The organism is Pseudonocardia sp. Ae331_Ps2, assembly GCF_001932405.1.
Classification (GTDB): Bacteria; Actinomycetota; Actinomycetes; order Mycobacteriales; family Pseudonocardiaceae; genus Pseudonocardia.
Window position 1 is genome coordinate 4,635,132 of the sequence record NZ_MCIM01000001.1, and the last position, 22,696, is coordinate 4,657,827.

At 74.7% G+C, this 22,696-nt stretch carries 23 protein-coding genes; 14 read left to right on the forward strand and 9 right to left on the reverse strand.

The window, feature by feature from the left end:
- The first annotated feature begins 26 nt into the window (after positions 1-26).
- Together Ae331Ps2_RS21890 and Ae331Ps2_RS21895 are read left to right on the forward strand one after the other, a co-directional pair.
- Positions 27-911 carry an SMP-30/gluconolactonase/LRE family protein gene (locus tag Ae331Ps2_RS21890; RefSeq protein ID WP_075306747.1) on the forward strand — a complete coding sequence of 295 codons (885 nt, stop codon included), beginning with the start codon at positions 27-29 and terminating at the stop codon, positions 909-911.
- Between the two features lie 5 nt (positions 912-916).
- Positions 917-1,351: a TIGR03668 family PPOX class F420-dependent oxidoreductase gene (locus tag Ae331Ps2_RS21895; protein ID WP_075306746.1), complete on the forward strand. Its 435-nt coding sequence runs from the start codon at positions 917-919 to the stop codon at positions 1,349-1,351.
- An 87-nt stretch (positions 1,352-1,438) separates the two neighbouring features.
- Here Ae331Ps2_RS21895 and Ae331Ps2_RS21900 read toward each other — a convergent pair whose 3' ends face one another.
- Positions 1,439-2,203, reverse strand: a complete 765-nt coding sequence (locus Ae331Ps2_RS21900) for an alpha/beta fold hydrolase (RefSeq protein ID WP_075306745.1) — start codon at positions 2,201-2,203, stop codon at positions 1,439-1,441.
- A 202-nt stretch (positions 2,204-2,405) separates the two neighbouring features.
- Here Ae331Ps2_RS21900 and Ae331Ps2_RS21905 point away from each other — a divergent pair, with 202 nt between their 5' ends.
- Genes Ae331Ps2_RS21905 through Ae331Ps2_RS21915 form a run of 3 tightly spaced genes read left to right on the forward strand, consistent with a single transcriptional unit; the run spans position 2,406 to position 5,502 of the window.
- A complete protein-coding gene (locus tag Ae331Ps2_RS21905; protein WP_075306744.1) occupies positions 2,406-3,362 on the forward strand; it encodes a glycine betaine ABC transporter substrate-binding protein in 957 nt (318 codons plus the stop codon).
- Positions 3,359-4,567 (forward strand): glycine betaine/L-proline ABC transporter ATP-binding protein, encoded by a 1,209-nt coding sequence (locus tag Ae331Ps2_RS21910; protein WP_075306743.1) that lies wholly within the window; start codon positions 3,359-3,361, stop codon positions 4,565-4,567. The genes Ae331Ps2_RS21905 and Ae331Ps2_RS21910 overlap by 4 nt, the downstream gene beginning before the upstream one ends.
- Positions 4,567-5,502 carry a proline/glycine betaine ABC transporter permease gene (locus Ae331Ps2_RS21915; protein ID WP_075306742.1) on the forward strand — a complete coding sequence of 312 codons (936 nt, stop codon included), beginning with the start codon at positions 4,567-4,569 and terminating at the stop codon, positions 5,500-5,502. Before Ae331Ps2_RS21910 ends, Ae331Ps2_RS21915 begins: the two co-directional genes overlap by 1 nt.
- Positions 5,503-5,600: 98 nt before the next feature.
- Here the strand turns inward: Ae331Ps2_RS21915 and Ae331Ps2_RS21920 are convergent, their stop codons facing one another.
- The gene (locus tag Ae331Ps2_RS21920; protein ID WP_075306741.1) at positions 5,601-6,206 is read right to left on the reverse strand and encodes a TetR/AcrR family transcriptional regulator; all 606 of its coding nucleotides are present in this window, start codon (positions 6,204-6,206) and stop codon (positions 5,601-5,603) included.
- Between the two features lie 98 nt (positions 6,207-6,304).
- Between Ae331Ps2_RS21920 and Ae331Ps2_RS21925 the strand changes: the two genes are divergently transcribed.
- Positions 6,305-7,477, forward strand: a complete 1,173-nt coding sequence (locus Ae331Ps2_RS21925; protein ID WP_075306740.1) for a serine hydrolase domain-containing protein — start codon at positions 6,305-6,307, stop codon at positions 7,475-7,477.
- A 1-nt stretch (position 7,478) separates the two neighbouring features.
- Here Ae331Ps2_RS21925 and Ae331Ps2_RS21930 read toward each other — a convergent pair whose 3' ends face one another.
- Genes Ae331Ps2_RS21930 through Ae331Ps2_RS21945 form a run of 4 tightly spaced genes read right to left on the reverse strand, consistent with a single transcriptional unit; the run spans position 7,479 to position 9,738 of the window.
- Positions 7,479-7,865 carry an MmcQ/YjbR family DNA-binding protein gene (locus tag Ae331Ps2_RS21930; protein WP_075306739.1) on the reverse strand — a complete coding sequence of 129 codons (387 nt, stop codon included), beginning with the start codon at positions 7,863-7,865 and terminating at the stop codon, positions 7,479-7,481.
- Positions 7,862-8,254, reverse strand: coding sequence for a glyoxalase/bleomycin resistance/extradiol dioxygenase family protein (locus Ae331Ps2_RS21935; protein WP_075306738.1), 393 nt, complete (start codon positions 8,252-8,254; stop codon positions 7,862-7,864). The genes Ae331Ps2_RS21930 and Ae331Ps2_RS21935 overlap by 4 nt, the downstream gene beginning before the upstream one ends.
- Positions 8,251-9,081 (reverse strand): AraC family transcriptional regulator, encoded by an 831-nt coding sequence (locus Ae331Ps2_RS21940; RefSeq protein WP_075306737.1) that lies wholly within the window; start codon positions 9,079-9,081, stop codon positions 8,251-8,253. Before Ae331Ps2_RS21940 ends, Ae331Ps2_RS21935 begins: the two co-directional genes overlap by 4 nt.
- Positions 9,082-9,141: 60 nt before the next feature.
- Entirely contained in the window at positions 9,142-9,738 is a 597-nt protein-coding gene (locus tag Ae331Ps2_RS21945; RefSeq protein ID WP_060712024.1) for a LysE/ArgO family amino acid transporter, read from the reverse strand.
- A gap of 75 nt (positions 9,739-9,813) precedes the next feature.
- Between Ae331Ps2_RS21945 and Ae331Ps2_RS21950 the strand changes: the two genes are divergently transcribed.
- Positions 9,814-10,707, forward strand: a complete 894-nt coding sequence (locus Ae331Ps2_RS21950; protein ID WP_075306736.1) for a LysR family transcriptional regulator ArgP — start codon at positions 9,814-9,816, stop codon at positions 10,705-10,707.
- Between the two features lie 78 nt (positions 10,708-10,785).
- Here the strand turns inward: Ae331Ps2_RS21950 and Ae331Ps2_RS21955 are convergent, their stop codons facing one another.
- The 3 genes from Ae331Ps2_RS21955 to Ae331Ps2_RS21970 form a co-directional block, all read right to left on the reverse strand.
- Positions 10,786-10,998 carry a hypothetical protein gene (locus Ae331Ps2_RS21955; protein WP_020626576.1) on the reverse strand — a complete coding sequence of 71 codons (213 nt, stop codon included), beginning with the start codon at positions 10,996-10,998 and terminating at the stop codon, positions 10,786-10,788.
- Positions 10,999-11,037: 39 nt separating this feature from the next.
- The gene (locus Ae331Ps2_RS21960) at positions 11,038-13,590 is read right to left on the reverse strand and encodes a transglycosylase domain-containing protein (protein ID WP_249265336.1); all 2,553 of its coding nucleotides are present in this window, start codon (positions 13,588-13,590) and stop codon (positions 11,038-11,040) included.
- 1,615 nt (positions 13,591-15,205) lie between these two features.
- Positions 15,206-15,577, reverse strand: a complete 372-nt coding sequence (locus Ae331Ps2_RS21970) for a nuclear transport factor 2 family protein (protein ID WP_233147562.1) — start codon at positions 15,575-15,577, stop codon at positions 15,206-15,208.
- A gap of 131 nt (positions 15,578-15,708) precedes the next feature.
- Here Ae331Ps2_RS21970 and thrS point away from each other — a divergent pair, with 131 nt between their 5' ends.
- The 7 genes from thrS (at position 15,709) to pdxS (ending at position 22,565) form a co-directional block, all read left to right on the forward strand.
- Positions 15,709-17,766 carry a threonine--tRNA ligase gene (thrS, locus tag Ae331Ps2_RS21975; RefSeq protein ID WP_075306733.1) on the forward strand — a complete coding sequence of 686 codons (2,058 nt, stop codon included), beginning with the start codon at positions 15,709-15,711 and terminating at the stop codon, positions 17,764-17,766.
- A gap of 9 nt (positions 17,767-17,775) precedes the next feature.
- Positions 17,776-18,333, forward strand: coding sequence for an HIT domain-containing protein (locus Ae331Ps2_RS21980; RefSeq protein ID WP_075306732.1), 558 nt, complete (start codon positions 17,776-17,778; stop codon positions 18,331-18,333).
- A gap of 95 nt (positions 18,334-18,428) precedes the next feature.
- Entirely contained in the window at positions 18,429-19,043 is a 615-nt protein-coding gene (pgsA, locus tag Ae331Ps2_RS21985) for a phosphatidylinositol phosphate synthase (protein ID WP_020626619.1), read from the forward strand.
- A complete protein-coding gene (locus Ae331Ps2_RS21990) occupies positions 19,036-19,926 on the forward strand; it encodes a phosphatidylinositol mannoside acyltransferase (RefSeq protein ID WP_233147561.1) in 891 nt (296 codons plus the stop codon). The genes pgsA and Ae331Ps2_RS21990 overlap by 8 nt, the downstream gene beginning before the upstream one ends.
- Positions 19,923-21,047: a glycosyltransferase family 4 protein gene (locus Ae331Ps2_RS21995; protein ID WP_020627808.1), complete on the forward strand. Its 1,125-nt coding sequence runs from the start codon at positions 19,923-19,925 to the stop codon at positions 21,045-21,047. The genes Ae331Ps2_RS21990 and Ae331Ps2_RS21995 overlap by 4 nt, the downstream gene beginning before the upstream one ends.
- On the forward strand, positions 21,044-21,631 hold the full coding sequence (locus Ae331Ps2_RS22000; protein ID WP_075306731.1) for a hypothetical protein: 588 nt from the start codon (positions 21,044-21,046) through the stop codon (positions 21,629-21,631). The genes Ae331Ps2_RS21995 and Ae331Ps2_RS22000 overlap by 4 nt, the downstream gene beginning before the upstream one ends.
- 16 nt (positions 21,632-21,647) lie before the next feature.
- Positions 21,648-22,565: a pyridoxal 5'-phosphate synthase lyase subunit PdxS gene (gene pdxS, locus Ae331Ps2_RS22005; RefSeq protein ID WP_075306730.1), complete on the forward strand. Its 918-nt coding sequence runs from the start codon at positions 21,648-21,650 to the stop codon at positions 22,563-22,565.
- Positions 22,566-22,696 lie beyond the last annotated feature (131 nt).

Consider the following 22,696-nt stretch of genomic DNA (forward strand, 5'->3'; position numbering starts at 1 on the left):
ATTCCCGGCAGGCCAGACTGATCACCATGGCGGAGCTGTCGACGGTGCTGTCGGACATGTCCTTCCTCGAGGGCCCACGCTGGCACGACGGGAGGATCTGGCTCAGCGACTTCTACACCCACCGGGTGCTCTCGGCCCGCGCCGACGGGTCGGACCTGCGCACCGAGGCCGAGGTGCCGCAGCAGCCGTCGGGGCTGGGCTGGCTGCCCGACGGACGGCTGCTCGTGGTGTCCATGCGCGACCGGCGGATCCTGCGCCGCGAGTCCGACGGCACCCTGGTCACCCACGCCGACCTGTCCGGCCACACCGAGCACCTGCTCAACGACATGGTCGTCGACGACGGCGGCGGGCTCTGGGTGGGCACCTTCGGCTTCGACCTGATGAACGGTGCCCCGCGCGCCGCGGCCCCGCTGCTGCGCGTGGCGCCCGACGGCACCGTGTCGGTCGCGAGCGAGCCGTTGCACTTCGCGAACGGGCCCGCACTGACCGGCGGGGACCTCGTCGTCGCCGAGACCTTCGGCAACCGGCTGTCCGCCTTCGCGATCGGCGACGACGGCACGCTCGGCCCGCGCCGGGACTGGGCCCTGTTCGGTCCGCCGTCGGCCGCCGACGACCCGTCCGACGCCATCGCCGAGCTGACCGTCGCCCCGGACGGGATCTCCGTCCCCGACGCCGAGGGCGCGATCTGGGTCGCCGACGCCATCGGCAACCGCGCGATCCGGGTCCGGCCCGGCGGTCTCGTCGACGGCGAGGTGTCCACCGGGCAGGTCGGCACGTACGCCTGCGCCCTCGGCGGCGACGACGGCCGCACCCTGTTCCTCTGCACGGCCCCCGGGTTCGCCGAGCACGAGCGCCGCGACACCTGCCTGGCGCAGCTGCTCGCCGTGCGCGTGGCCGTCCCCGCGGCCTGACCGCTGTGCCCTCCCTCGACGAGACCGCCGCCCGCGCGCTGCTGACCGGCGCGCGGGTGGCGCGGCTCGCGACGATCCGCGCGACCGACGGCACCCCGCGCCTGGTGCCGATCACCTTCGCCCTGGTCGACGGGCTGGTGGTGTCGGCCGTCGACGACGTCAAGCCCAAACGGCACCGCAGGCTCGCGCGGCTGCGCGACATCGAGGTCGAGCCGCGGGTGGCGCTGCTGGCCGACCACTACGACGACGACTGGACCCGACTGTGGTGGGTCCGCCTCGACGCCACCGCCGCGATCCACGACGACGGCGACCTGCACTCCCGCGCCGTCGCGGCACTGGCCGACCGGTACGCCCCCTACGCCGCCCGTCCCCCCGAGGGGCCGGTCGTCGCCCTGACCCCGACCCGCTGGACCGCCTGGACCGCCACCCCGCCGCCGTGATCGCGCGTCCGCGCGCGGAACCGGCCCCCGCGCGCGTCGCGTCGCGCGCGCACCGCGAATCCGCGCGCGGACGCGGGAGCGCGGGGGTCAGGGGAGGGGGTGGAGGAACCTGGTGATCGCGGCGGTGGTCTCGTCGGGGAGCTCCAGGTGGGGTGCGTGCCCGCAGGGCAGCTCGGTCACCGTGACCGGCCCGGACGCCCGTTCCTCCACCGCGCGCACGTGCACGATGCTGCCGTAGGGGTCGTCGTCGCCCTGCAGACCCAGCACCGGCGCGGTAATCCCGGCCAGCGCGTCGCGGACGTCCCAGGAGGTGAACTCCTCGGCCAGCCACATGTCGTTCCACCCGTGGAACGTGGTGTCGGGGTCGTCGTGGTGGCGGGCCATCCGGGTGCGCAGGTCACCCTCGGTGAACGCGGTGCGGGCCGCCCGGATCGCGGTGAGGGCGAACGGCTCGGTCAGCACGTGCGGGGCGAGCACGACCACCCCGCTCGCCGGCATCGCCGCGGCCGCGAGCAGCGCGATCGTGCCGCCGTCGGAGTGACCGACGAGGATCGGACGCTCCAGGCCGAGGGCCGCGCACAGGGCCGGGACGGTCGTCGTCGCCTCGGTCGCCATGAACGTCGTGGTCCGCGGGGTGCGCGGCCGGTCGGAGCGGCCGTGCCCGAGCCGGGAGTACGCGATGGCCCGGCGCCCGGACTCCGCCGCGATCCGCTCGGGGAAGCCCCGCCAGAGCCCGACCGAGCCGAGTCCCTCGTGCAGGAACAGCAGGGGTGCGCGGCCGTCGCCCGGATCGCCGGTGTCGGAGTACTCGTGGCGCAGACCGTCCAGTTCGAGCAGCGACGTCGCAGACACGTCACGATCGTAGTGCCCGCTGTTGCGCCGTCCGGAAGGGTCGTGAAGGGTCGTTCGCGTGATTCCCGACCTCCGGCTGACGTCGCGGCTGCACGTCGACCTGTGCCGGATGTGGTCGTCCGCCTGTCGTTGACCCCCGCCCGCGTGTCCTGGAGCCGATCGGGACGCGGAGAGCCGACGACCCCCGAGAGGACGTGCCCCCGTGGCCGATCCGCCCGTTCCCGTACCCCGGACCAGGACGGTCCGCCTGGTCACCGCGCTGCTCGCGGTGCTGGTGGCCGCATCCGGCTGTGCGTCCGCCGGTGCCGACGGTCCGACCGTCCGGCTCGCCCAGTTCCCGTGGAGCGCGGCGAAGCTGACCAACGCCATCCTCGGTGAGGTCGTCGCGACCCACCCGGAGCTCGGCGTCGGCCGGCTGAAGACCATCCAGGTCGGACCCGCGACGGCGTGGGCAGGCGCCCAGCGCGGCGACGTCGACGCCCTGTCCGAGGTCGCGATGCCCAACCAGTCCGAGCTGGCCGCGAAGGCGAAGGACCGGATCGAGCTGGTGCACCCGACCTACTCCGGCGCCGAGCAGGGCTGGTACGTCCCGAGCTACGCGGTCGAGCCGGGCCAGCCGCTGGCCGGGCTGACCAGCGTGACCCAGCTGAACGACTACGCCGACGCCCTGGGCGACCGGCTCGTCGACTCCGACCCCAGCTTCCTCACCACCGAGTACAACGCCAAGCGGCTCGCCGGGTACAAGCTGAACCTGGAGCAGGTCACTTCCAGCGAGGCCGCGCAGATCGCCGAGCTGCGCCGCGCCTACGAGCGCCGCCAGCCGATCCTGGTCTACCTGTACCGGCCGCACTACATCTTCGAGGAGCTCGCGCTGACCAAGCTGACGGAGCCGACCCCGGCGCGCGAGGACTGCTACACCACCGGGGACGGTGCCTGCGCCATGCCGGCGTACTCGGCCTGGACCGCGGCGAGCCCGGACCTGGCGCGCACCAGCCCCGGGTTCGCGTCGATGCTGCGCCGGTTCGAGCTGCCGCTGGCCGATGTCGAGCAGATGCTCCAGCGGGTCGACGTGGACAACGAGGACGTGGAGGCGGTGGCGCGGGACTACGTGGCCGCGCACCCGGACCGCGTCCGCCAGTGGGTGGGAGCGGGAGCATGATCGAGGTACGGAACCTGACCAAGGTCTTCGGCGAGGGCCGCGCCGCCGACGAGGCCGTCCGGCTGGCCGGCGAGGGTCTCGGCCGGTCGGAGATCCAGCGCCGCACCGGCGCGACGCTCGCCGTGCACGACGTGTCCTTCGACATCGCCGACGGCGAGCTGTTCGTGATCATGGGCTTGTCCGGGTCGGGCAAGTCGACCCTGGTCCGGCTGCTGAACCGGCTCATCGAGCCGACCTCGGGCAGCATCACCGTCGACGGCCGCGACCTCGGCTCCCTCGGCGCCGCCGACCTGCGGACCCTGCGCAACGAGCGGATCGCGATGGTGTTCCAGCACTTCGCGCTGCTGCCGCACCGCACCGTCGCGCAGAACGCCGAGTACGGGCTGCAGATCCGCGGCGTCGACGCCCGCACCCGCCGGGAGAAGGCGGAGTGGGCGCTGGATCAGGTCGGCCTCGGCGACCGCGCCGACGCGCTGCCGGGTCAGCTCTCGGGTGGCATGCAGCAACGCGTCGGGCTGGCCCGGGCCCTGGCCAGCGACACCGAGGTGCTCCTGATGGACGAGCCCTACTCCGCGCTGGACCCGCTGATCCGGCGCGACATGCAGCAGCTGCTCGTCCGCCTGCAGCGGGACCTCAAGAAGACGATCGTGTTCATCACCCACAACCTCAACGAGGCCATGCTGCTGGGCGACCGCATCCTGCTGCTCAAGGACGGCCGGCTGGTCCAGGTCGGCACCGGGCCGCAGATCCTGGCGTCCCCGGCCGACGACTACGTCGCCGACTTCGTCTCCGACGTCGACCGCAGCCGCGTCCTCACCGCCGCCGACGTGATCCGGGCTGCCCGCATCACCGTCACCCTCGACGAGCGGCCGGCGGACGTGCTGGTCCGGCTCGGCAAGGCCGAGGCGACCGGCGCCTACGTCGTCGACGACGACCAGCGCATCCTCGGCGTCGTCCGCGACGACTGGCTCGGCCACGCCGCGGGCCGGAACGCCACCGGCATCGACCGGTCCGCGCTGGTCGAGGAGTACCGCACCACCGAACCGGACCGGCCGCTGATCGACCTGCTGCACCAGGTCGGGCGCAACCCGGTCCCGCTCGCGGTGGTCGACGACGGCCGGCTCACCGGGGTGGTCCCGCGGGGTGCCGTGCTCGCCGCGCTGTCGACCCATGACGAGGCCACCGCCGACGGGAGGAACGCCTGATGCCCAGGTTCGAGTTCGGGAGCTACGTCGAGGCCTTCATCCTCTGGCTGCTGCAGAACGCCGGCGTCGTGCTCGACGCCATTGGGGTCGTGATCACCGCGGTCGTCGAGGCCGTGACCGCGGTGTTCACCACCCCGGCGTGGTGGGTCTGGCTGGTGCTGCTGGTCGCGCTCGCGCTGCTCGTGCGCGGGGTCGGGTTCGCCGTGTTCACCCTGCTCGGCTTCCTCCTCGTGTCCTCGTTCGACCTGTGGACCGAGACGATGGAGACCTTCGGTCTGGTGCTCGTCGCGGCGCTGATCGCGGTGGTCATCGGGGTACCGCTGGGGATCTGGGCCGCGCGCAGCCGCGCGGCGAGCCGGACCCTGCGACCGGTGCTCGACCTGGCGCAGACGGTCCCGGCGTTCGTCTACCTGATCCCCGTGGTGCTGCTGTTCGGCATCGGCGTGGTCCCGGGCGTCATCGCGACGATCGTGTTCTCGATCGCGCCGGCGGTGCGGCTCACCGAGCTGGGCATCCGGGGCGTCGACGGCGAGGTCGTCGAGGCGGCGCACGCCTTCGGGGCCCACCCCCGCCAGATCCTGCGCGAGGTGCAGCTGCCGATGGCGCTCCCGTCGATCATGGCCGGCGTCAACCAGGTGATCATGCTGGCGTTGTCGATGGTGGTCGTCGCGGGCCTCGCCGGAGCCGACGGGCTGGGCACGACGGTGGTCAGCGCGGTCACCCAGCTCGACATCGCGACCGGCGTCGAGGGTGGGCTCGCCGTCGTCATCGTGGCGATCTTCCTCGACCGGTTCACCTCGGCGCTGGCCGAGCGGCCGGAGGGCAGCCTGCTGGCCAAGCTGCGTGCCCGGCGCCCGCAGAAGGCGGTCGACCCGGCCGGGCTGCGCAACCCGTCGAACCTCGCCGGTCTGGCGGGGAACAACGCGACCGTGTGACGCGGCGGGCGGCGTCCGCCCGCCCCGTATGATCACCGGTTGTGGAGCGGACCGTCCGTGCCGTCCGTGACGCGGACGCCGCGCTCCACGACCGGTGATCACGACCCGTCCACGCCGCCGAGGGGACGGGCGGGCAGGCCGCGGACCAGCACGTCGAGGACGACCGGGAAGTCCGGCACCCCGGCCCCGGGATGCTGCGCGTTCTCCACCGCGGCCAGCCACCCGACCGTGCAGGTCACGAAGATCTGCCAGCTCTGCACCGCGAGGTCCTCGGCGACGCCGTCGCGCACGAACGCCGCGACCGCGGTGTCCCGGAGCCGCTCGACCGAGGGCGTGTGGTGGCGGTGCGGCCGGGACAGGTGCGTGGCGTAGCCCGGTAGTGCCAGGAACTCCGCGTGCATGGCGGTGCCGAGCCGCTCCAGCTGGTCCGCGGCCGTGGGGGCCGGTCCGCGGGGGTCGTCGTCGAGCCTGCTGAGGACCCGGTCGACCACGGTGGCGCTGACCAGGTCGACGAGCTCGTCGCGGTTGCGCACCCAGCGGTAGAGCGCGCCGTGGCTCACCTGCAGCCGGGCGGCGAGCTCGCGCACCGTCAGGGTGTCGAGGTTCGCGGCGGACGCGACGGCCTCGACGATCGCGTCGCGGCTGAGCCGCGGCGGCCGGCCCGGCCGGCGTCCGGGACCGCCCGCCTCCGTGGTCGGTGTCATGGGCCGGACTGTAGGCGAGGCGCCCGTCACGGCACGACGGCCGCCCGCCTGGGTTAGTATCCAATGGTCACTTACCGAAGGAGAGGGAGGACCAGGCGATGCGGACACTCGAGAGGCCCACGGTGCAGGGCACGGTCGCCGACGGTTTCGAACCCGTGCGGGACGCGTTCGCTGCACTGCTCGCGGCCGAAGGCGCCCCGCTCGACGTCCAGGTCTCGGCCCGGCACCGGGGCCGGCCGGTGGTGGACCTGTGGGCCGGTCCGGAGACCGGCCCCGACTCCCTGCTGGGCATCTACTCGGCGACCAAGGGCGTGACCCACCTGCTCGTCGCGCTGCTGGTCCAGGAGGGGGTCCTGGACCTGGACGAGCGGGTCTCCCACTACTGGCCGGAGTTCGCCACCGGCGGGAAGCAGGACCTGCTGCTGCGTGAGCTGCTCGCCCACCAGGCGGGTCTGGTCGGTACGCCCGAGGGCTTCTCCGTCGACGAGCTCTCCGACGATCGGCTGGTGGCCCGGCGGCTCGGGGCGCAGCGCCCGTTCTGGCGTCCCGGCACTTCGTCGGGCTACCACGCCCTGGTCGAGTCGGCCCTCACCGGCGAGGTGGTCCGCCGGGCCACCTCGTCGGACGTGGGTGTGCTCGTCCGGGAGCTGCTGACCGGCCCGCTGGGCCTGGACCTGCACCTCGGGCTGCCTGCGGAGGCCGAGCGCCGGTTCCTCGCCCCGCAGCCCATGATCGCCACACCCGAGCGCCTGCGGGAGCTCGCCGCGGGCGCGGGCGCAGCGGACGGCCTGCCCGGGATCGCGTTCAACCGGCAGCACCCCGAGGGCTGCGAGGTCTGGGAGCTGCCTGCCCACCCGGTGGTCCGCTCCCGGGGACCCGCCTCGCTCGGCGGGATCGGGACCGCGCACGCCCTCGCGGCGCTCTACGCGGCCGCGACCGGTCCGGTCGACGGCCGCCCCGCGCTGCTCCGCCCGGACACGCTCGCGGCGTTCGCCCAGATCCAGACCGCCGGCTTCGACCTGGTCCTGCGGCAGCACAAGGCGTGGGCGGTCGGGTTCCACGCCTCCTCCGAGATCTACCCGATGCTGGCCGCCGGGTCGTTCGGCCACAGCGGGGCCGGCGGTCAGCAGGCGCTCGCCGACCCGCGCAACGAGCTGTCCTACGCCTTCCTGCGCCGCCGCTTCCTCGTCCCGAGCCAGGCCGACGCCGACCACGCCCGGCTGCTCACGGCGCTGCTCCGGTCGGTCCGGGAGTCGGGCGCCGCGGCCTGAGTCAGCGCTCGAGCCGGGCGGTCAGCCGGGCCGGGGCGACGCAGCGCCACGCGTCGGTCACGATCTCGGTGATCTCGTCGCGGTCGGCGGCGTCGGGTCCGGTGCCGTCCAGCACCACCCCGAGCCAGCCGCGGTGGCCGACGTAGGCGGGCCGGAAGAACCGGGCCGGGTCCTCGGCGACCAGCTCGGACTGGACGCCCGGGGGAGCGGCGCACCAGAACGCCCGGTGCGGGTGGCCGTGGTGGTGGTCGGCGTAGGACACGAACATCCTGCGTACGAACCACGACGGCGACCCGTGGCTGAGCTTCTCGGTCACCTCGGGCAGCGACAGGCAGATCTCCCGCAGCCACGGCAGCGGGTCGGCGGGGTCCGGGTGGCGTGCGGTCACGGGCGCCCCGGGGACGGCCGGTAGGTCCCCATGCTCCATGTGGTGCCCTCCGGGTCGGTGACGGCGCACTCGCGTGAACCGTAGTCCTGGTCGACCGGTGCCATGGCGATCTGCGCCCCGGCGGCGACCGCACGGGCGTGCACCGCGTCCGGGTCGTCGCACGTCAGGTAGATCACGGCCGGGTCGGTGTCGAAACGGTCGCCACCGGGCCGGCGCGGTCCGATCAGGACGAGGCCGGTGTCGTCGCCGTCGTCCCAGGCGAGCTCGGCGTGGGCGACGGTGCCGTCCTCGCCGGTGTGGCCGGCGGCCTCCCGGAAGCCGAGCGCGGAGGTGAGGAACGCGATCGCGGCGCGCGGGTCGTCGTAGCGGAGGGTGGGATGGATGCTCATGACGCCCGATCCTGGCCGGGGCCGGGCGGGAGGTCTTGAACGGATGCGAACACCTCGGCCCGGAACGCGGCGGGCGGCAGCCCGGCCAGCGCGCGGAACTCGCGCGTGAGATGGGCCTGGTCGGCGTAGCCGCAGGCGACGGCGATCCCGGCGAGCGGCTCGCGGCCACGCCCGACCAGGCCCGCGGCCCGGCCGAAGCGCAGGACGCGGCGCGCGGTACCCGGGGTCAGACCGACCTGGTCGCGGAAGCGGGACTGCAGGTGCCGTGTGCTCCACCCGGTCCCCGCGGCCAGCTCCGCGACGCCGACCCGGCCGTCGGTGGCGAGGAGCCGGTCCCACGCCCAGCACACCTCCGGTGCGACGACGCGTGCGCGCGGGTCGAGCAGCCGCTCCGCCAGTAGTGCGTTGACCAGTGCGAACCGTCCGGCCCAGGTCGGTTCGGCGGCGAGGCGTGCGGGCAGCGCGGCCAGCGTGGGGTCGTGCAGCTCCTCCAGGCGCGGGACCGCGCCGCCGGGCAGCGCACGCCCGCCGAGCACGGTGAACGCCGCCGCCGGGGTGAGGTCGACCTGCACGCCGGCCTGTGGGCCGGTGAACTCGGTCAGCACCCAGGTGTCGCTCGGCGCGCCGACGAACGCGTCCGCCGTCGCGGTGCCGAGCGCGGGGCCGGACAGGGTCAGCGGATGCAGCCCGAGGATCAGCGCGACCCCGCCGGCCGCGGGCTGACGACGCCGCCGCGGCGCGGAGGCGTGTTCGCGGTAACCGAGCAGGCGCAGCACCCGGCCGCGCAGCGCGACGGGCGGCTGCACCGACACGTACTCGGCGGACACGGGTCAGGTTCTACTCCGGATCGGCCGGGTCGCGCACCGCCGGGATGGTCCGAGCGGGACTCAGGAGACGGCGAGGCCGGCGGCGAGCCCGAGCATCACCGCCGCGACGACGCCGTCGAGCACCCGCCACGCGGTCGGCCGCGCGAACAGCCCGGCGAGCCGCGCCGCGCCGAAGCCCAGCCCGGAGAACCAGGTCAGGCTGGCCACGACCACCCCGGCGCCGAACGCCCACCGGCCGTCGTCGCCGTGGGCGGCGGCCAGCGACCCGAGGACGAGCAGGTCCAGCATCATGTGCGGGTTGAGGAAGGTCAGCGCCGCCGCGCTCCCCAGGACGGGTACGAGCGGCCGGGCCGAGCCGTGCGCGTCGGCGTCGAGCGAGCCGGGACGGACGGCGCGCCGCAGCGCCACCAGCCCGTAGCCGGTCAGCCAGACGACGCCGCCCCACCGCACCACCTCGACCAGGCCCGGTACGCGGTCGACCACCAGCCCGACACCCGCGACCGCCGCGGTCACCAGCACCAGGTCGGCCAGAACGCAGAACAGCACCACCGCCGGGACGTGCTCGCGGCGCAGCCCCTGCCTCAGCACGAACGCGTTCTGCGCCCCGATCGCCGCGATCAGCGACAGTCCCGTCCCGAATCCCGCCAGCACACTCACGTCGTCGACGCTAGGCCGACCGCGTCAGGAGGACGTCGAGAACTGAAAGAACTTCATGAAGTGTAGCTTTGCTTCATGTACGACCGGGATCAGCTGGCCACCCTGAGCGCCGTGGTCGAGGAGGGCGGTTTCGACGCCGCCGCCGCGCGGCTGTCGATCACGCCGTCCGCGGTGTCCCAGCGGATCAAGGCCCTGGAACGGCAGGCGCGCCGGATCCTGGTGCGCCGCACGCGTCCGTGCGTCGCGACCGAGGAGGGGGCCGCGCTGCTGCGGCTGGCCCGCCAGATCGCGGTGCTCGAGGGGGAGGTCGAGGCCGGCTTCGGCAGTGCCGACACCGCGGGCACCCACCTGCCGATCGCGGTGAACGCGGACTCGGTGACCCACTGGTTCCTGTCCGCGGTGGTGCCCCTGGCCGCCCGGCACGGGGTCCGGCTGGATCTGCACGTCGACGACGAGCAGTACACCGCGGCCCTGCTCCGCGAGGGTTCGGTGGTCGGGGCGGTCACGACGTCGTCGGCGCCGGTGCAGGGCTGCGCGGTCCGGCCGTTGGGCGCGACCCGCTACCGGCCCGTCGCGGCCCGGCCGGTGTACGACCGGTGGTTCGCCGGGCGGGACCCGGCCGAGGCGTTCCCGCTCGCGCCGCGGGTCGACTTCGGGTCGAAGGACGTGTTGCAGACCCGGTTCGTCCGCGGGCTCACCCACCGGCCGTGCACCGGTCCGGCCCACCGGGTGCCCGCCGCCGACGGCTACCACGAGGCGATCCGCGCCGGTCTGGGCTGGGGGATGTTCACCGACGGCCCGGCGCGGGAGGCGGCGGCCGCCGGGCGGCTCGTGCTGCTCGACGCCGATCGCCACCTCGACGTCCCGCTCTACTGGCAGCACTGGAAGCTCAGCACCACCGTGCTCGACGCGCTCACCGAGTCGGTCTGTGCGGCGGCGGCCACGATCCTGGTGCCGCCGTCCCGCTGACCGGGAGGTCCCGGATCACACCGACCGGGAGGTCCCGGATCACACCGACCGGTCGCGGATCCCGGGGCCCGGGAGGTCTCAGATCCCGGAGCGCCAGGGTCGCCCGAGCCGGATGTCGCAGGTGATGACCCCGCGGTCGACGCCGGTGAGGTCCGCGATCAGGTCGCGGACCGCGTCCTCGGCCGCCCGGGGGTCGTCGACGGTGGTCGACGCCTCGATGCCCGGCACGTAGAGGGTGAGCCTGCGGTCCGCCCGCCAGGCCACCACCTCGAAGTGATGGTCACCGGTCACCCGTCCACGGTAGCCCGGCGGTGGCGCGAACGGGGCGGATCAGCCGACGGTCGGGTCCGCGGCACGGCCCGCGTCGCCGCCGGGCTGGGTGTCGTCCTGCGGGGCGGGCAGCGGGTCGCCGGTGGCCTCCGGGGCGCCGGTCGGGTCCACGGGGGCCGGGGCAGGCGGCTCGGCGGGGGCGGCCGGTTCCGCGGTCGGCTCCGGGGTGGGCTCGGCGGAGGGCGTGCTGGTCGGCGTCGCCGGGGCGGTCGGCTCGTTGGGCGCCAGGGTGGAAGGTGCCTCGCCGATCGGCCTGAACGCCGGGAACTCGGTCGTGCCGGTGGCGCGCACGGTGTCGGACATGAACTCCTTCCACACCGATCCGGGCAGGTCGGAGCCGTTGATCGGGCGGCCGGAGGAGTCCTGGATCGGGTCGTTGCGGTCGGTGCCGACCCACACGGCCGTCGCGATCTGGGGGGTGAAGCCGGCGAACCAGGCGTCGTTGTTCTGGCCCTCGAAGCGCGACTGGACGGTGCCGGTCTTGCCGGCGGCCTCCTGCCCGTCGGGCAGCTGCAGCCCGTCGTTGTCGACGACGTTCATCATCGCCTCGACGACGTTGCGTGCCACCTGCTCGGGGAAACGCTGTTCGCCCTCGCCGGGCTGGTACTCGTAGAGCACGCGCCCGTCGGAGTCGACGACCTTGGACACCATGTGCGGGGGGTGCCAGACGCCGCCCGCGGCGATGGTGGCGTAGGCCGACGCCAGCTGGACCGGCGTGACCTCCTTGTTGCCCAGCGGGAGCCGCGCGTCCGGGTTGTCCAGCGGCGCGGTGATCCCGGCGAGCCGGGCGGCGTCGGCGACCTTCTGCGGTCCGACCTGCGCGGCGAGCTTGGTGAAGACGACGTTGTTGGAGATCGTCATCGCCTGCTTGAGGTCGCAGCGCGGGCAGTTGGCGCCCTCGGCGTTGCGCAGCCCCGGCCGCTCGGACCCGTCGAAGGTGGTTCCCAGGCCGATCGGTGGGTCGTTCAGGAGCCCGGCGAGCACGGCGAACGGCTTGAACGTCGACCCGGGCTGCTTCATGACCTGGGCGTAGTCCAGGCCGGTGCCGTTCGATCCGCCGTAGTAGCCGACGATCCCGCCGGTGCGCGGGTCGATCGCGACGGCACCGGTGCGCAGCAGCTCGGGCTCGCCGCGCAGCTTCTGCTCGACCGAGTCGGTGAGCTGCTGCTGGCGCTGCGGGTCGATCGTCGTCGTGACCTGGAGGCCGCCCTGGGCGAACGCCTGCTCGGAGATGCCCAGCGAGCCCAGTTCGGAGCGGACGGCGTTGAGGATGTGGCCGCGTGCGTCGGTCAGCGACGACGACCGGGAGGTGTTCTGCGGCGGGATCGTCTGCGGGAACACCGCTGCCTGCCGGTCGGCCGTGGAGATCCAGCCCTGGGCGTTCATGCCGTCGAGGACGAAGTTCCAGCGCTGCTTCGCCCGGTCCGGGGAGTTCGCCGGGTCCCAGTTGGACGGCGACTGGATGATCCCGGCGAGCAGCGCGCCCTCGCTGGGGGTCAGCTGGGCCGCGGGCTTGCCGAAGTAGGCGAGGCTGGCGGACTCGATGCCGTAGGCGCCGCGGCCGAAGTAGATGGCGTTGAGGTAGTCGTTGAGGATCTCGTCCTTGGACTTCTGCCCGGAGACCTTCAGCGAGACGATCAGTTCCTTGTACTTGCGCCAGTAGGTCGCGTCGTTGCCGACCAGGGTGTTCTTGACGTACTGCTGGGTGATCGTCGACCCGCCGCCGACGCCGCCGGTCAGCTGGTTGACCATCGCGCGCAGGATGCCGGTGAAGTCGAAGCCCGGGTTCGAGTAGAACGACCGGTCCTCGGCGGCGAGCACGGCCTCGCGCACGTGGATCGGGATGGCGTCCATCCCGACCTTGATCCGGTTGCCCTGCTCGGGCACCAGCCGGGCGAGCTGCCCGCCGTCGGCGTAGGAGACGGTCGCGATCTGGTTCTGCACGGCGTCGTCGGTGCTGGGGATCGGGAACAGCAGCCAGCCGATCCCGAGCAGCAGCAGCGGCAGCAGCACGATCGACGCGGCCGTCCCGACCAGCGAGTACACGATCTGCCGGCGGCGCCGGGTCCGGCGCTCCTCGGGGGTGAGGGCGGCCTTCTGGTCGGCGTCGAGGATGCCGAGGCGGCGACGCACGACACCCACTCCGGGGCCGACGAGTGCGATGACCCGGTCGAACGGTCCGTCGGGCTCGGCCCGGCGCCGGCGGCGCGGGCCGGGGGCCGCGGCGTCGACGAGTTCGGTGCCCGGGTCGTCGCCGGGGGCGGGGACCAGCGCGGTGGGTGCTCCGCCGTCGCTGCGGGGGCGGGCGGCGGGCACGAGCCCGGTGCGGGCCGCGGCGGCGGGGGCGAGCGCGGTCGCGGCGTCGTCGGGGCCGGATCGGCGGCGGCCGCCGGTGTGCGCGGGCAGGGCGTCCGTGGCGCTGCCGGCGCTCCCGTCCGGTTCGGGACGACGACGGCGTCCGGTGCGGAGGGTGCCGCTCGTGCCGCCCTGGGCCGCCGGGCCCGGGCTCGGTGCCGGAGGCGCGGCGAGGGCCGCGGTGGTAGCCGGGGTCACGGTGGTAGCCGGGGTCGCTGTGGTCGCCGGTGTCGCGGTGGTCGCCGGGGCGGCCGACGCCGGGGCGGGCCGTGCGGATCGGGTCGGGGGCACGGCGGGCCGTGGGACCGGCGGCAGCGACGGGTGCTCCCCGGGGCGGGCTGCGGCGGCCCGGGGTGCGGCGGCGGGCGGGCCGGCGGCGGGGTTCCGGCGGGGCCCGGTGTCCCGGCGCCCCGGGGTGGCCGCGGGCGGGGTGGGACGGCCGGCCGGCGCGGACGTCCCGGCCGGACGGGACGGCGCGGGGCCTGCCGACACGCCGGACGACGCGGGGCCGGAGGTCGCAGAGCCGGAGGGCGGGGAACCGGACGCCGCCGAGCCGGGCGCGGCAGGACCGGACACGGTAGGGCCGGGCGATGCAGGGCCGGGCGAGGCAGGGCCGGACCCGGCAGGGCCGCCGGGCCTGCCGGTGCCGGGGCGCCGCTGTGGGCCGGTGGTGTGCCGGTTCCCGGTCGGCGTTGCTCTGCTCGGGGTGGCCCCGGTCGGCGTGGCCCCGGTTGGCGTGGCCCCCGTGGGGGCGGGCGGGCCAGCCGGCGTCGCGCCGGTGGTGCCGGGCTGCGGGCCGCGGCCGGGTTCGCGGGGCACGGTGCCGCCGCGCACACGCAGCCCGACCTTCGTGCTGCCCCCGGAGCCGTGGGCCCCGGAGCCCGTCGCGGCGCCGTGCGCGGACGACCCGTTCGCGGCAGCACCGTTCGCGGCAGCACCGTTCGCAGGGGATCCGTTGGTGCGGGCGCCGTGCGCAGGGGCGCCGTTCGTCGGTGTCCCTGCGCCGGCGGAGACGGCTTCGTCGGCCCGCCGGGAGCGTCGACGGCGGCCGTCCTCACCGGCACCGGGAGACCCGTTCGCGCCGGAACCTCGTGACCCGTCCGCGCCGGCGTTTCGCGGTCGGCCCGGGCCGGGGCGCGCGGTGGACCCGGTGGCCCGCACGACGTCGGTGAAGGACCGCGCCTCCGGGTCACCGGACCGCACACGCCCGTCGGCGGCGGGGGCGCCGTGCCGTGCCGGGGCGCCGGAGTCGGCGCGGGCGACCTCGTCGCTGCTGTGTCGTCCGGTCTGGTGTCGTCCGGTCGGGCGCTCCTCGGTGTCGACCGCACGACCGGGAGCGGAGGCACCGTGGGAGCCGGACACACCGTAGGAATCGGACTCGGGAGAGCGGCGCGCCCGCGGCGGTGGGGGCGGGCCTGCGGGCAACCGGCTCTCCCTTCTGGTCGTCTGCCGGCGCAGCCGGACGGTGGCGTGGTCTCACCCGGTCAACGAGCTCCCTGCCTCAACGAGGGACCGGAGGGCGGCGTTGTGCCCACCTGATCGACGTCACTCGAATGTCGGCACGTCAGCGGGGTGATGGCGCGCTCCGTGACCGGATCGCCCGATCATGGTGCGGCATGTGGACCATCGTGCCCGCGGCCGAAGGGCTGCACAGGCGAGGCGATCACTGCATCGAGCAACGGCCGGTTGTGTGCGACGACGCGCGAGCGAGCCGGGGCCGGACGGCCGGACGGCCGCATCCGGCGGGACGACCGGCCGTCGTCGGTCGCCGGGCGGCGGCAACCCCGCCCCCGACCTGCGGCGACGGGCAGGGTCAGGACAGCAGCGGGCCCATGCGGTCGCGCAGTGCGACCGCGGCCGACAGCGGCCTTACGAGCACGGTCAGCTCGCGGATGCGGCCCTCGTCGTCGGTGCGCAGCACGTCGACCCCCTGCACCTCGCGCTCCCCGACGGTCGCGGTGAACTCGAGCACGTGGCCGTCGTCGCCGGAGTACTCGGCGACGTAGCGGAACCCGCCGAAGACGGTGAACACCGCGCCGAGGATGGGGCGCAACGCCTCCCGGCCCCGGTAGGGGCGGTGCACGACGGGCGAGCGGAACTCGACGTCGTCGCGGCAGAGGGCGACGGCCGCGTCGAGGTCTCCGGCCTCGATCGCGGCCCGGAAGCGGGCGGCGGCGTCGTTCACGTCCGCGATCATCCCCGGGCGCCCCGGTCCGGGGCCACCCGGCGCCCGTGTTCCCCGCGGTCGAAACCGGTTCGCGCCCCCCGACTAGCATCGGAGGTCCATCCGTTCGCACCACCGCAGGAGGCACCCCCGTGTCCGCACTGTCCGCCCCGCCAGCGTCCGCCCCGATCCGGGTGCCGGCCGGGACGACGGCCGGTGGGCGCGTCCGGGAGGGCGGGCTGCCGACCAGCGGTCCCGAGGCGATCGTCGTCGTGCGCGACGCCGAGGGCGTCCTGCGCGACCTGGCCTGGGCCCCCGAGGCCGACGCCGAGGTCGTGCCGGTCCCGGCGAACACCGAGGAGGGGCGCAGCGTCATCCGGCACTCGGCGGCGCACGTGCTCGCACAGGCCGTCCAGCAGCTGTTCCCGAAGGCGAAGCTGGGCATCGGCCCGCCGGTCACCGACGGCTTCTACTACGACTTCGACGTCGACACCCCCTTCACCCCCGAGGATCTGAAGAAGATCGAGTCGGCGATGAAGAAGATCGTCAAGTCCGGCCAGCGCTTCGAGCGCCGCCGCTACGCCTCCCGCGACGAGGCCCGCGCCGAGCTCGCCGACCAGCCGTACAAGCTGGAGCTGATCGACCTCAAGGGCGGTGCCGACTCCGACGGCGAGGTCATGGAGGTCGACTCCTCCGGCGAGCTCACCGTCTACGACAACGTGCACGCCCACACCGGCGCGACCGTCTGGTCGGACCTCTGCCGCGGCCCGCACCTGCCGACCACCAAGTACATCCCGGCGTTCTCGCTGACCCGCTCGGCCGCCGCGTACTGGCGGGGCGACCAGGCCAACGCCCAGCTCCAGCGGATCTACGGCACCGCGTGGGAGTCCCAGGAGGCGCACGACGCCTACCTGGAGCGCATCGCCGAGGCCGAGCGCCGCGACCACCGCCGCCTGGGCAGCGAGCTGGACCTGTTCAGCTTCCCCGACGAGATCGGGTCCGGCCTGCCCGTCTTCCACCCCAAGGGCGGGGTCGTCCGCAAGGAGCTGGAGGACCTCTCGCGCGAGCGGCACGCCGAGGCGGGCTACGAGTTCGTCTACACCCCGCACGCGACCAAGGGCGCGCTGTTCCAGAAGTCCGGGCACCTGGAGTGGTACGCCGAGGGCATGTACCCGCCCATGCAGCTCGACGCGGAGTACACCGCCGACGGCGAGCTCAAGCGGCCCGCGGTGGACTACTACCTCAAGCCGATGAACTGCCCGATGCACAACCTGATCTTCGCCTCGCGCGGGCGGTCCTACCGCGAGCTGCCGCTGCGGCTGTTCGAGTTCGGCACCGTCTACCGCTACGAGAAGTCCGGTGTCGTGCACGGCCTGACCCGGGCCCGCGGCTTCACCCAGGACGACGCGCACATCTACTGCACCCGCGAGCAGATGCAGGGCGAGATCCGCAGCCTGCTGCAGTTCGTGCTCGACCTGCTGCGCGACTACGGCCTCGACGACTTCTACCTGGAGCTCTCCACCCGCAACCCGGAGAAGTCCATCGGGTCCGACGAGTCGTGGGCCGAGGCCACCCAGGCGCTGCGCGACGCCGCCGAGAGCTTCGGTCTGGAGCTGCGCGACGACCCGGGCGGCGCCGCGTTCTACGCCCCGAAGATCTCGGTGCAGGCCCGTGACGCGATCGGCCGCTACTGGCAGATGTCGACCATCCAGGTCGACCTGATGCTGCCGGACCGCTTCGAGCTGGAGTACACCGCCTCCGACGGCTCCCGGCAGCGCCCGGTCATGATCCACCGCGCGTTGTTCGGGTCGATCGAGCGCTTCTTCGGCGTGCTCACCGAGCACTACGCCGGCGCCTTCCCGGCGTGGCTGGCGCCCGTCCAGGTCGTGGGGATCCCGGTCACCGAGGCCCAGGACGACTACGTCCGCGACGTCGCCGCCCGGCTGCGCGCCGCCGGCATCCGGGTCGACGTCGACTCCGGTGACGACCGCATGCAGAAGAAGATCCGCACCCACACCCTGGCGAAGGTGCCGTTCCTGCTGCTCGTCGGCGGACGCGACGTCGAGGCCGGTGCGGTCAGCTTCCGGTTCCGCGACGGCTCGCAGACCAACGCGGTGCCGGTCGAGCAGGCGGTCGCCTCCATCATCGAGTGGGTGCGCTCGCGCACGAACACCTCGCCGACCGCGGAGAGCTTCCCGGCCGGCGCCTAGGATCGGCGCATGGAGCAGGAGTGGGTCCCGCAGGAGGGGACCGGGACGCCCGACGGCTTCGCCCGGCTGTGGACCCCGCACCGGCTCGCCTACATCCAGGGTGCCGGAGACACCGGCTGCCCGTTCTGCCGGATCGCCCGGGGGGAGACCCTGGGCGAGTCGGCGGACCCGGACGCGGACAACCTCGTCGTCGCCCGCGGCGACGAGGTGTTCGCGCTGCTGAACCTGCACCCGTACAACCCGGGGCACCTGATGGTGCTGCCCTACCGGCACGTCGCGGACCTGGAGGACCTCACCGACTCCGAGGCCGGTGAGCTGATGGCGTTCACCCGGCAGGCCGTCGTGACCATGAAGAAGGTCGCGGCGCCGCACGCGTTCAACGTGGGGCTGAACCTGGGCCACGTCGCGGGCGGGTCGCTGGCCGAGCACCTGCACCAGCACGTCGTCCCGCGGTGGGGTGGGGACGCGAACTTCATCGCCGTCGTCGGGCAGACCAAGGTCATCCCGCAGCTGCTCGCCGAGACCCGCGACCAGCTGGCCCAGGCGTGGGAACCGCCACGCCGCTGACTCCGGCCGCACCTGCGGCGGGCGGATCCGGTGTCGGACTAGGCTGGGAGGGTCCCCCCACCGTTGCCGTCCTGCACGGGAGCACGCAGCCGCCGATGCTGAACCTGTTCGCCCGCGCGCACGTCAACCGGCTCACCGACCCCGTCGGACGAGCCCTGATCGACCGCGGTGTCAGCCCGGACACCGTCACGGTGCTCGGCACCGTCGGGGCCGTGGTCTGTTCGCTGGCGTTCCTGCCCACCGGGTGGCTGGCGCTCGGCGCGGTGCTGGTCACCCTGTTCGTGCTCACCGACCTGATCGACGGCGCGATGGCCCGCGCGCGGGGGCACGGCACCCCGTTCGGGGCGGTGCTCGACTCCACCTGCGACCGGATCGTCGACGGTGCCCTGTTCGCCGGGCTCGCCTGGTGGGCGTTGACCGGCGGGGCCGAGCCCCTCGCCGGTGCCGCCGCGCTGGTGGCGCTGGTCGGCGGCCAGATCGTGTCCTACGTCAAGGCCCGCGCCGAGTCCGTCGGGCTCACCGCCGAGGGCGGTCTCGTCGAACGCGCCGAACGGCTCATCCTCGGCCTGGTCGGGGCGTTCCTGTCCGGCGTCGGGGTGCCGTGGGCGCTGACCGTCACCCTCGTCGTGCTGGCGCTCGGGACGGCGGTGACCCTCGGCCAGCGGATCCTGGCGGTACGGCGGAGCTCCCGCGAGGCCCCCCGTGCCTGACCTGCGGGAACGCACGGCTGCCGCGCTCGGCGCCGCCGGGTACGCGGCGGGCTGGACGGTTGCGGGGCGGCTGCCCGCGGGTGTGGTGGAGCGGGTGTTCGACGCGGGCGCCGCGCTCGCGGTGCGCCGCGACGGCCCGGGGGTGCGGCGGCTGCGGCACAACCTGCGCCGGGTCCGCCCCGACGCGACCCTCGCCGAGCTCGACGCGCTGGTCGCCGCCGGGATGCGCAGCTACGCCCGCTACTGGCGGGAGGCGTTCGCGCTACCCGGGCTCGACCCCGCCGCGGTGCACGCCGCGATGGCGCCGCACGCCCACGGCGTCGCCGACGCACTCGCGGCCGTCCGGTCCGGGCGCGGGGTCGTGTTCGCCCTCCCGCACGCCGGCAACTGGGACCTGGCCGGGCTCTATCTGCTGCGCGAGCTCGACCGGCTCGGGCTCGAACCGGCGCTGACCACCGTCGTGCAACGGCTGCGCCCGGAGCCGTTGTTCCGCCGGTTCCTCGCCTACCGGTCCGGGCTCGGGTTCGAGGTCGTGACCGCCGACGACCCCCGCACGGCGCACCGGGCGCTGACCGGGCGGCTGCGCCGCGGCGGCGTGGTCTGCCTGGTCGCCGACCGCGACCTGTCCGGCACCGGCACCGAGGTGACCTTCCTCGGGGGGCCCGCCCGGCTGCCGTCCGGCCCGGCCCGGCTGGCCCGGCTCACCGGTGCCGCCCTGCACCCGGCCTACCCCTACTTCACCGACGACGCCTGGGGCGTCGAGGTCGGAGCGCCTGTCCCGCCCGGTCCCGACGCCGTCCAGCGCCTCGCCGACGCCTTCGGCGACATGATCGCCCGCCGCCCGTGGGACTGGCACATGCTCCAACCGGTCGGTGCGGGATGAGGATCGGGATCGTCTGCCCGTACTCCCTCGACGTCGCCGGGGGAGTGCAGCGCCACGTCCTGGACCTCGCCGCCGCGCTGCGCGGGCTCGGGCACACGGTCGAGGTCCTGGCCCCGGCGACCGGCACGGCGCCGGAGTTCGTCACCCCGGCCGGACGGGCCGTCGGCGTCCCCTACAACGGCTCCGTCGCCCGCGTCGCGTTCGGCCCGATGACCCGCCATCGCACCCGGCGCTGGCTCGCCACGCACGACTTCGACGTGCTGCACGTGCACGAGCCGACGACCCCGTCGGTGTCGGCGCTGGCGCTGCTCGACGCCCGCGGGCCGGTCGTCGCGACCTTCCACACCTCCACCGAGCGATCCCGGGCGCTCGCGGCGTTCGGACCCATGGCGCGACCCCTGCTGGAACGGGTGACGGCGCGGATCGCGGTGTCGGCGACCGCGCGCCGGGTGCAGGTCGAGCACCTGGGCGGGGACGCCACCGAGATCCCCAACGGCGTCGACGTCGCCCGGTTCGCCCACGGACCGGCGCTGGACCTGCCGCCCGCGGTGCGGGTCGGCTACGTCGGCCGCTTCGACGAGCCCCGCAAGGGCATGCCGGTGCTGCTGGACGCGCTGCGCCGGGTCGTCGCCGACCGGCCGGACGTGCGGCTGCTCGTCGTCGGCCGCGGCGACGGCGACCGGCTGCTGCGCACCGCGGGGCCCGGGCTGGCCGAGCGGATCGACCTGCTCGGTCCGGTCGACGAGGAGACCAAGGCCGCCGCGCTGCGCTCGGTCGCGGTGTTCTGCGCACCGCACCGCGGCGGGGAGAGCTTCGGGATGGTGCTGACCGAGGCGATGGCCGCGGGCACCCCGGTGCTGGCCGCGGACCTCGAGTCCTTCCGCGCCGTCCTCGACGACGGCCGCGCCGGCGCCCTGTTCCCGCCCGGCGACGACGCCGCCCTGGCCGCCGCGCTGTCCGGCCTGCTCGACGACGACACCGCCCGGGCCCGGCTCGCCGCCGCCGGTCGGGAACGGGTGCAGCGCTACGACTGGCCGGTCGTCGCCGGGGACGTGCTGCGCGTGTACCGGGCCGCGATCGCCGCCGCACCGCGACCGCTGGTGCGCGGGGGCGCACGGTGAGCACCGCCGTCGTCGCCGGGACGGCGGTCCTCGCGGCACTGCTGGTGGCGGCTCTCACCCTGTGGTGCGTGACACGGGTCCGACGCCTGCACCGGCTGCACGTGCGGGTCGACGCCGCCCGCGCCGGGCTGGCCGCGGCGCTGGACGCCAGGGCCCGGGTCGCGCTCGCCGTCGCCGGCGCGCTCGGTCCCGCCGCGCCACCGGACCTGCGCCGGGCCGCCGTCGCCGCGCGTGCGCTGCCCGCCCCGGCGCCGGACGGCCGCGACCCGGCCGGGAGCCGCGCCGCCCGCGAGGCCGCGGAGAACGCCCTGACCAGGCAGCTCGCCGCCGTCCGGCGGGGACCGGGGGAGCCCGCGCCCTGCGGCGACCTCGCCGAGGCGGAGGCGCTGGTCGTGCTGGCCCGCCGGGTGCACAACGACGCCGTCCGCGACACCCGTGCGTTGCGGTCCCGGCGGCTGGTCCGGATGCTGCGGTTGTACGGGACCGCACCGGAGCCGGTGTACTTCGAGATCGCCGATCCGGAACCGCCGCGTTCACCTGCGCGACCTCACGTAGAATCGCGACGCAGTCCGACCGTCATGTGAGGAGCTCCGATCACCCGTGTCCGCAGCTGAGAACACCCCCGACACCGCCGGTCCGCAGCACGGCACCGCGCGGGTGAAGCGCGGGATGGCCGAGATGCTGAAGGGCGGCGTGATCATGGACGTCGTCACCCCGGATCAGGCCAAGATCGCCGAGGACGCCGGGGCCGTCGCCGTCATGGCCCTCGAGCGCGTCCCGGCCGACATCCGCGCCAACGGCGGCGTGGCCCGCATGTCGGACCCGGACATGATCACCGGCATCGTCGAGGCCGTGTCCATCCCGGTCATGGCGAAGGCCCGCATCGGCCACTTCGTCGAGGCCCAGGTCCTGCAGTCCCTGGGTGTGGACTACATCGACGAGTCCGAGGTGCTGACCCCGGCCGACGAGGCGCACCACATCGACAAGTGGAGCTTCACCGCCCCCTTCGTCTGCGGCGCCACCAACCTCGGCGAGGCCCTGCGCCGCATCTCCGAGGGCGCGGCGATGATCCGCTCGAAGGGCGAGGCCGGCACCGGCAACCTCGTCGAGGCGACCCGGCACATGCGCTCGATCCGCGCCGAGATCGGCCGGCTCGCCTCGCTCGACGCCGCCGAGCTCTACATCGCGGCCAAGGAGCTGCGCGCCCCGGTCGAGCTGGTCGCCGAGGTGGCCCGCACCGGGAAGCTGCCGGTCGTGCTGTTCACCGCCGGCGGCATCGCGACCCCGGCCGACGCCGCGATGATGATGCAGCTCGGCGCCGAGGGTGTGTTCGTCGGTTCCGGCATCTTCAAGTCCGGGGACCCGGCGCAGCGCGCGTCGGCGATCGTGAAGGCCACGACCTTCCACGACGACCCCGAGATGATCGCGAAGGTCTCCCGCGGTCTCGGTGAGGCGATGGTGGGCATCAACATCGCCGACATCCCCGACGAGCAGCGTTACGCCGCTCGCGGCTGGTAAGCACCCCCCGCTCCGCCCCGAGAGCCCCGTCCGGCACGCCGCCGGACGGGGCTCTCGTCGTTCCGGGGACCACGGTCCGGTGACCCGATCGGTCCCCCGGACGCGTGGGTCGTCCGTTCCGGACACGTTCC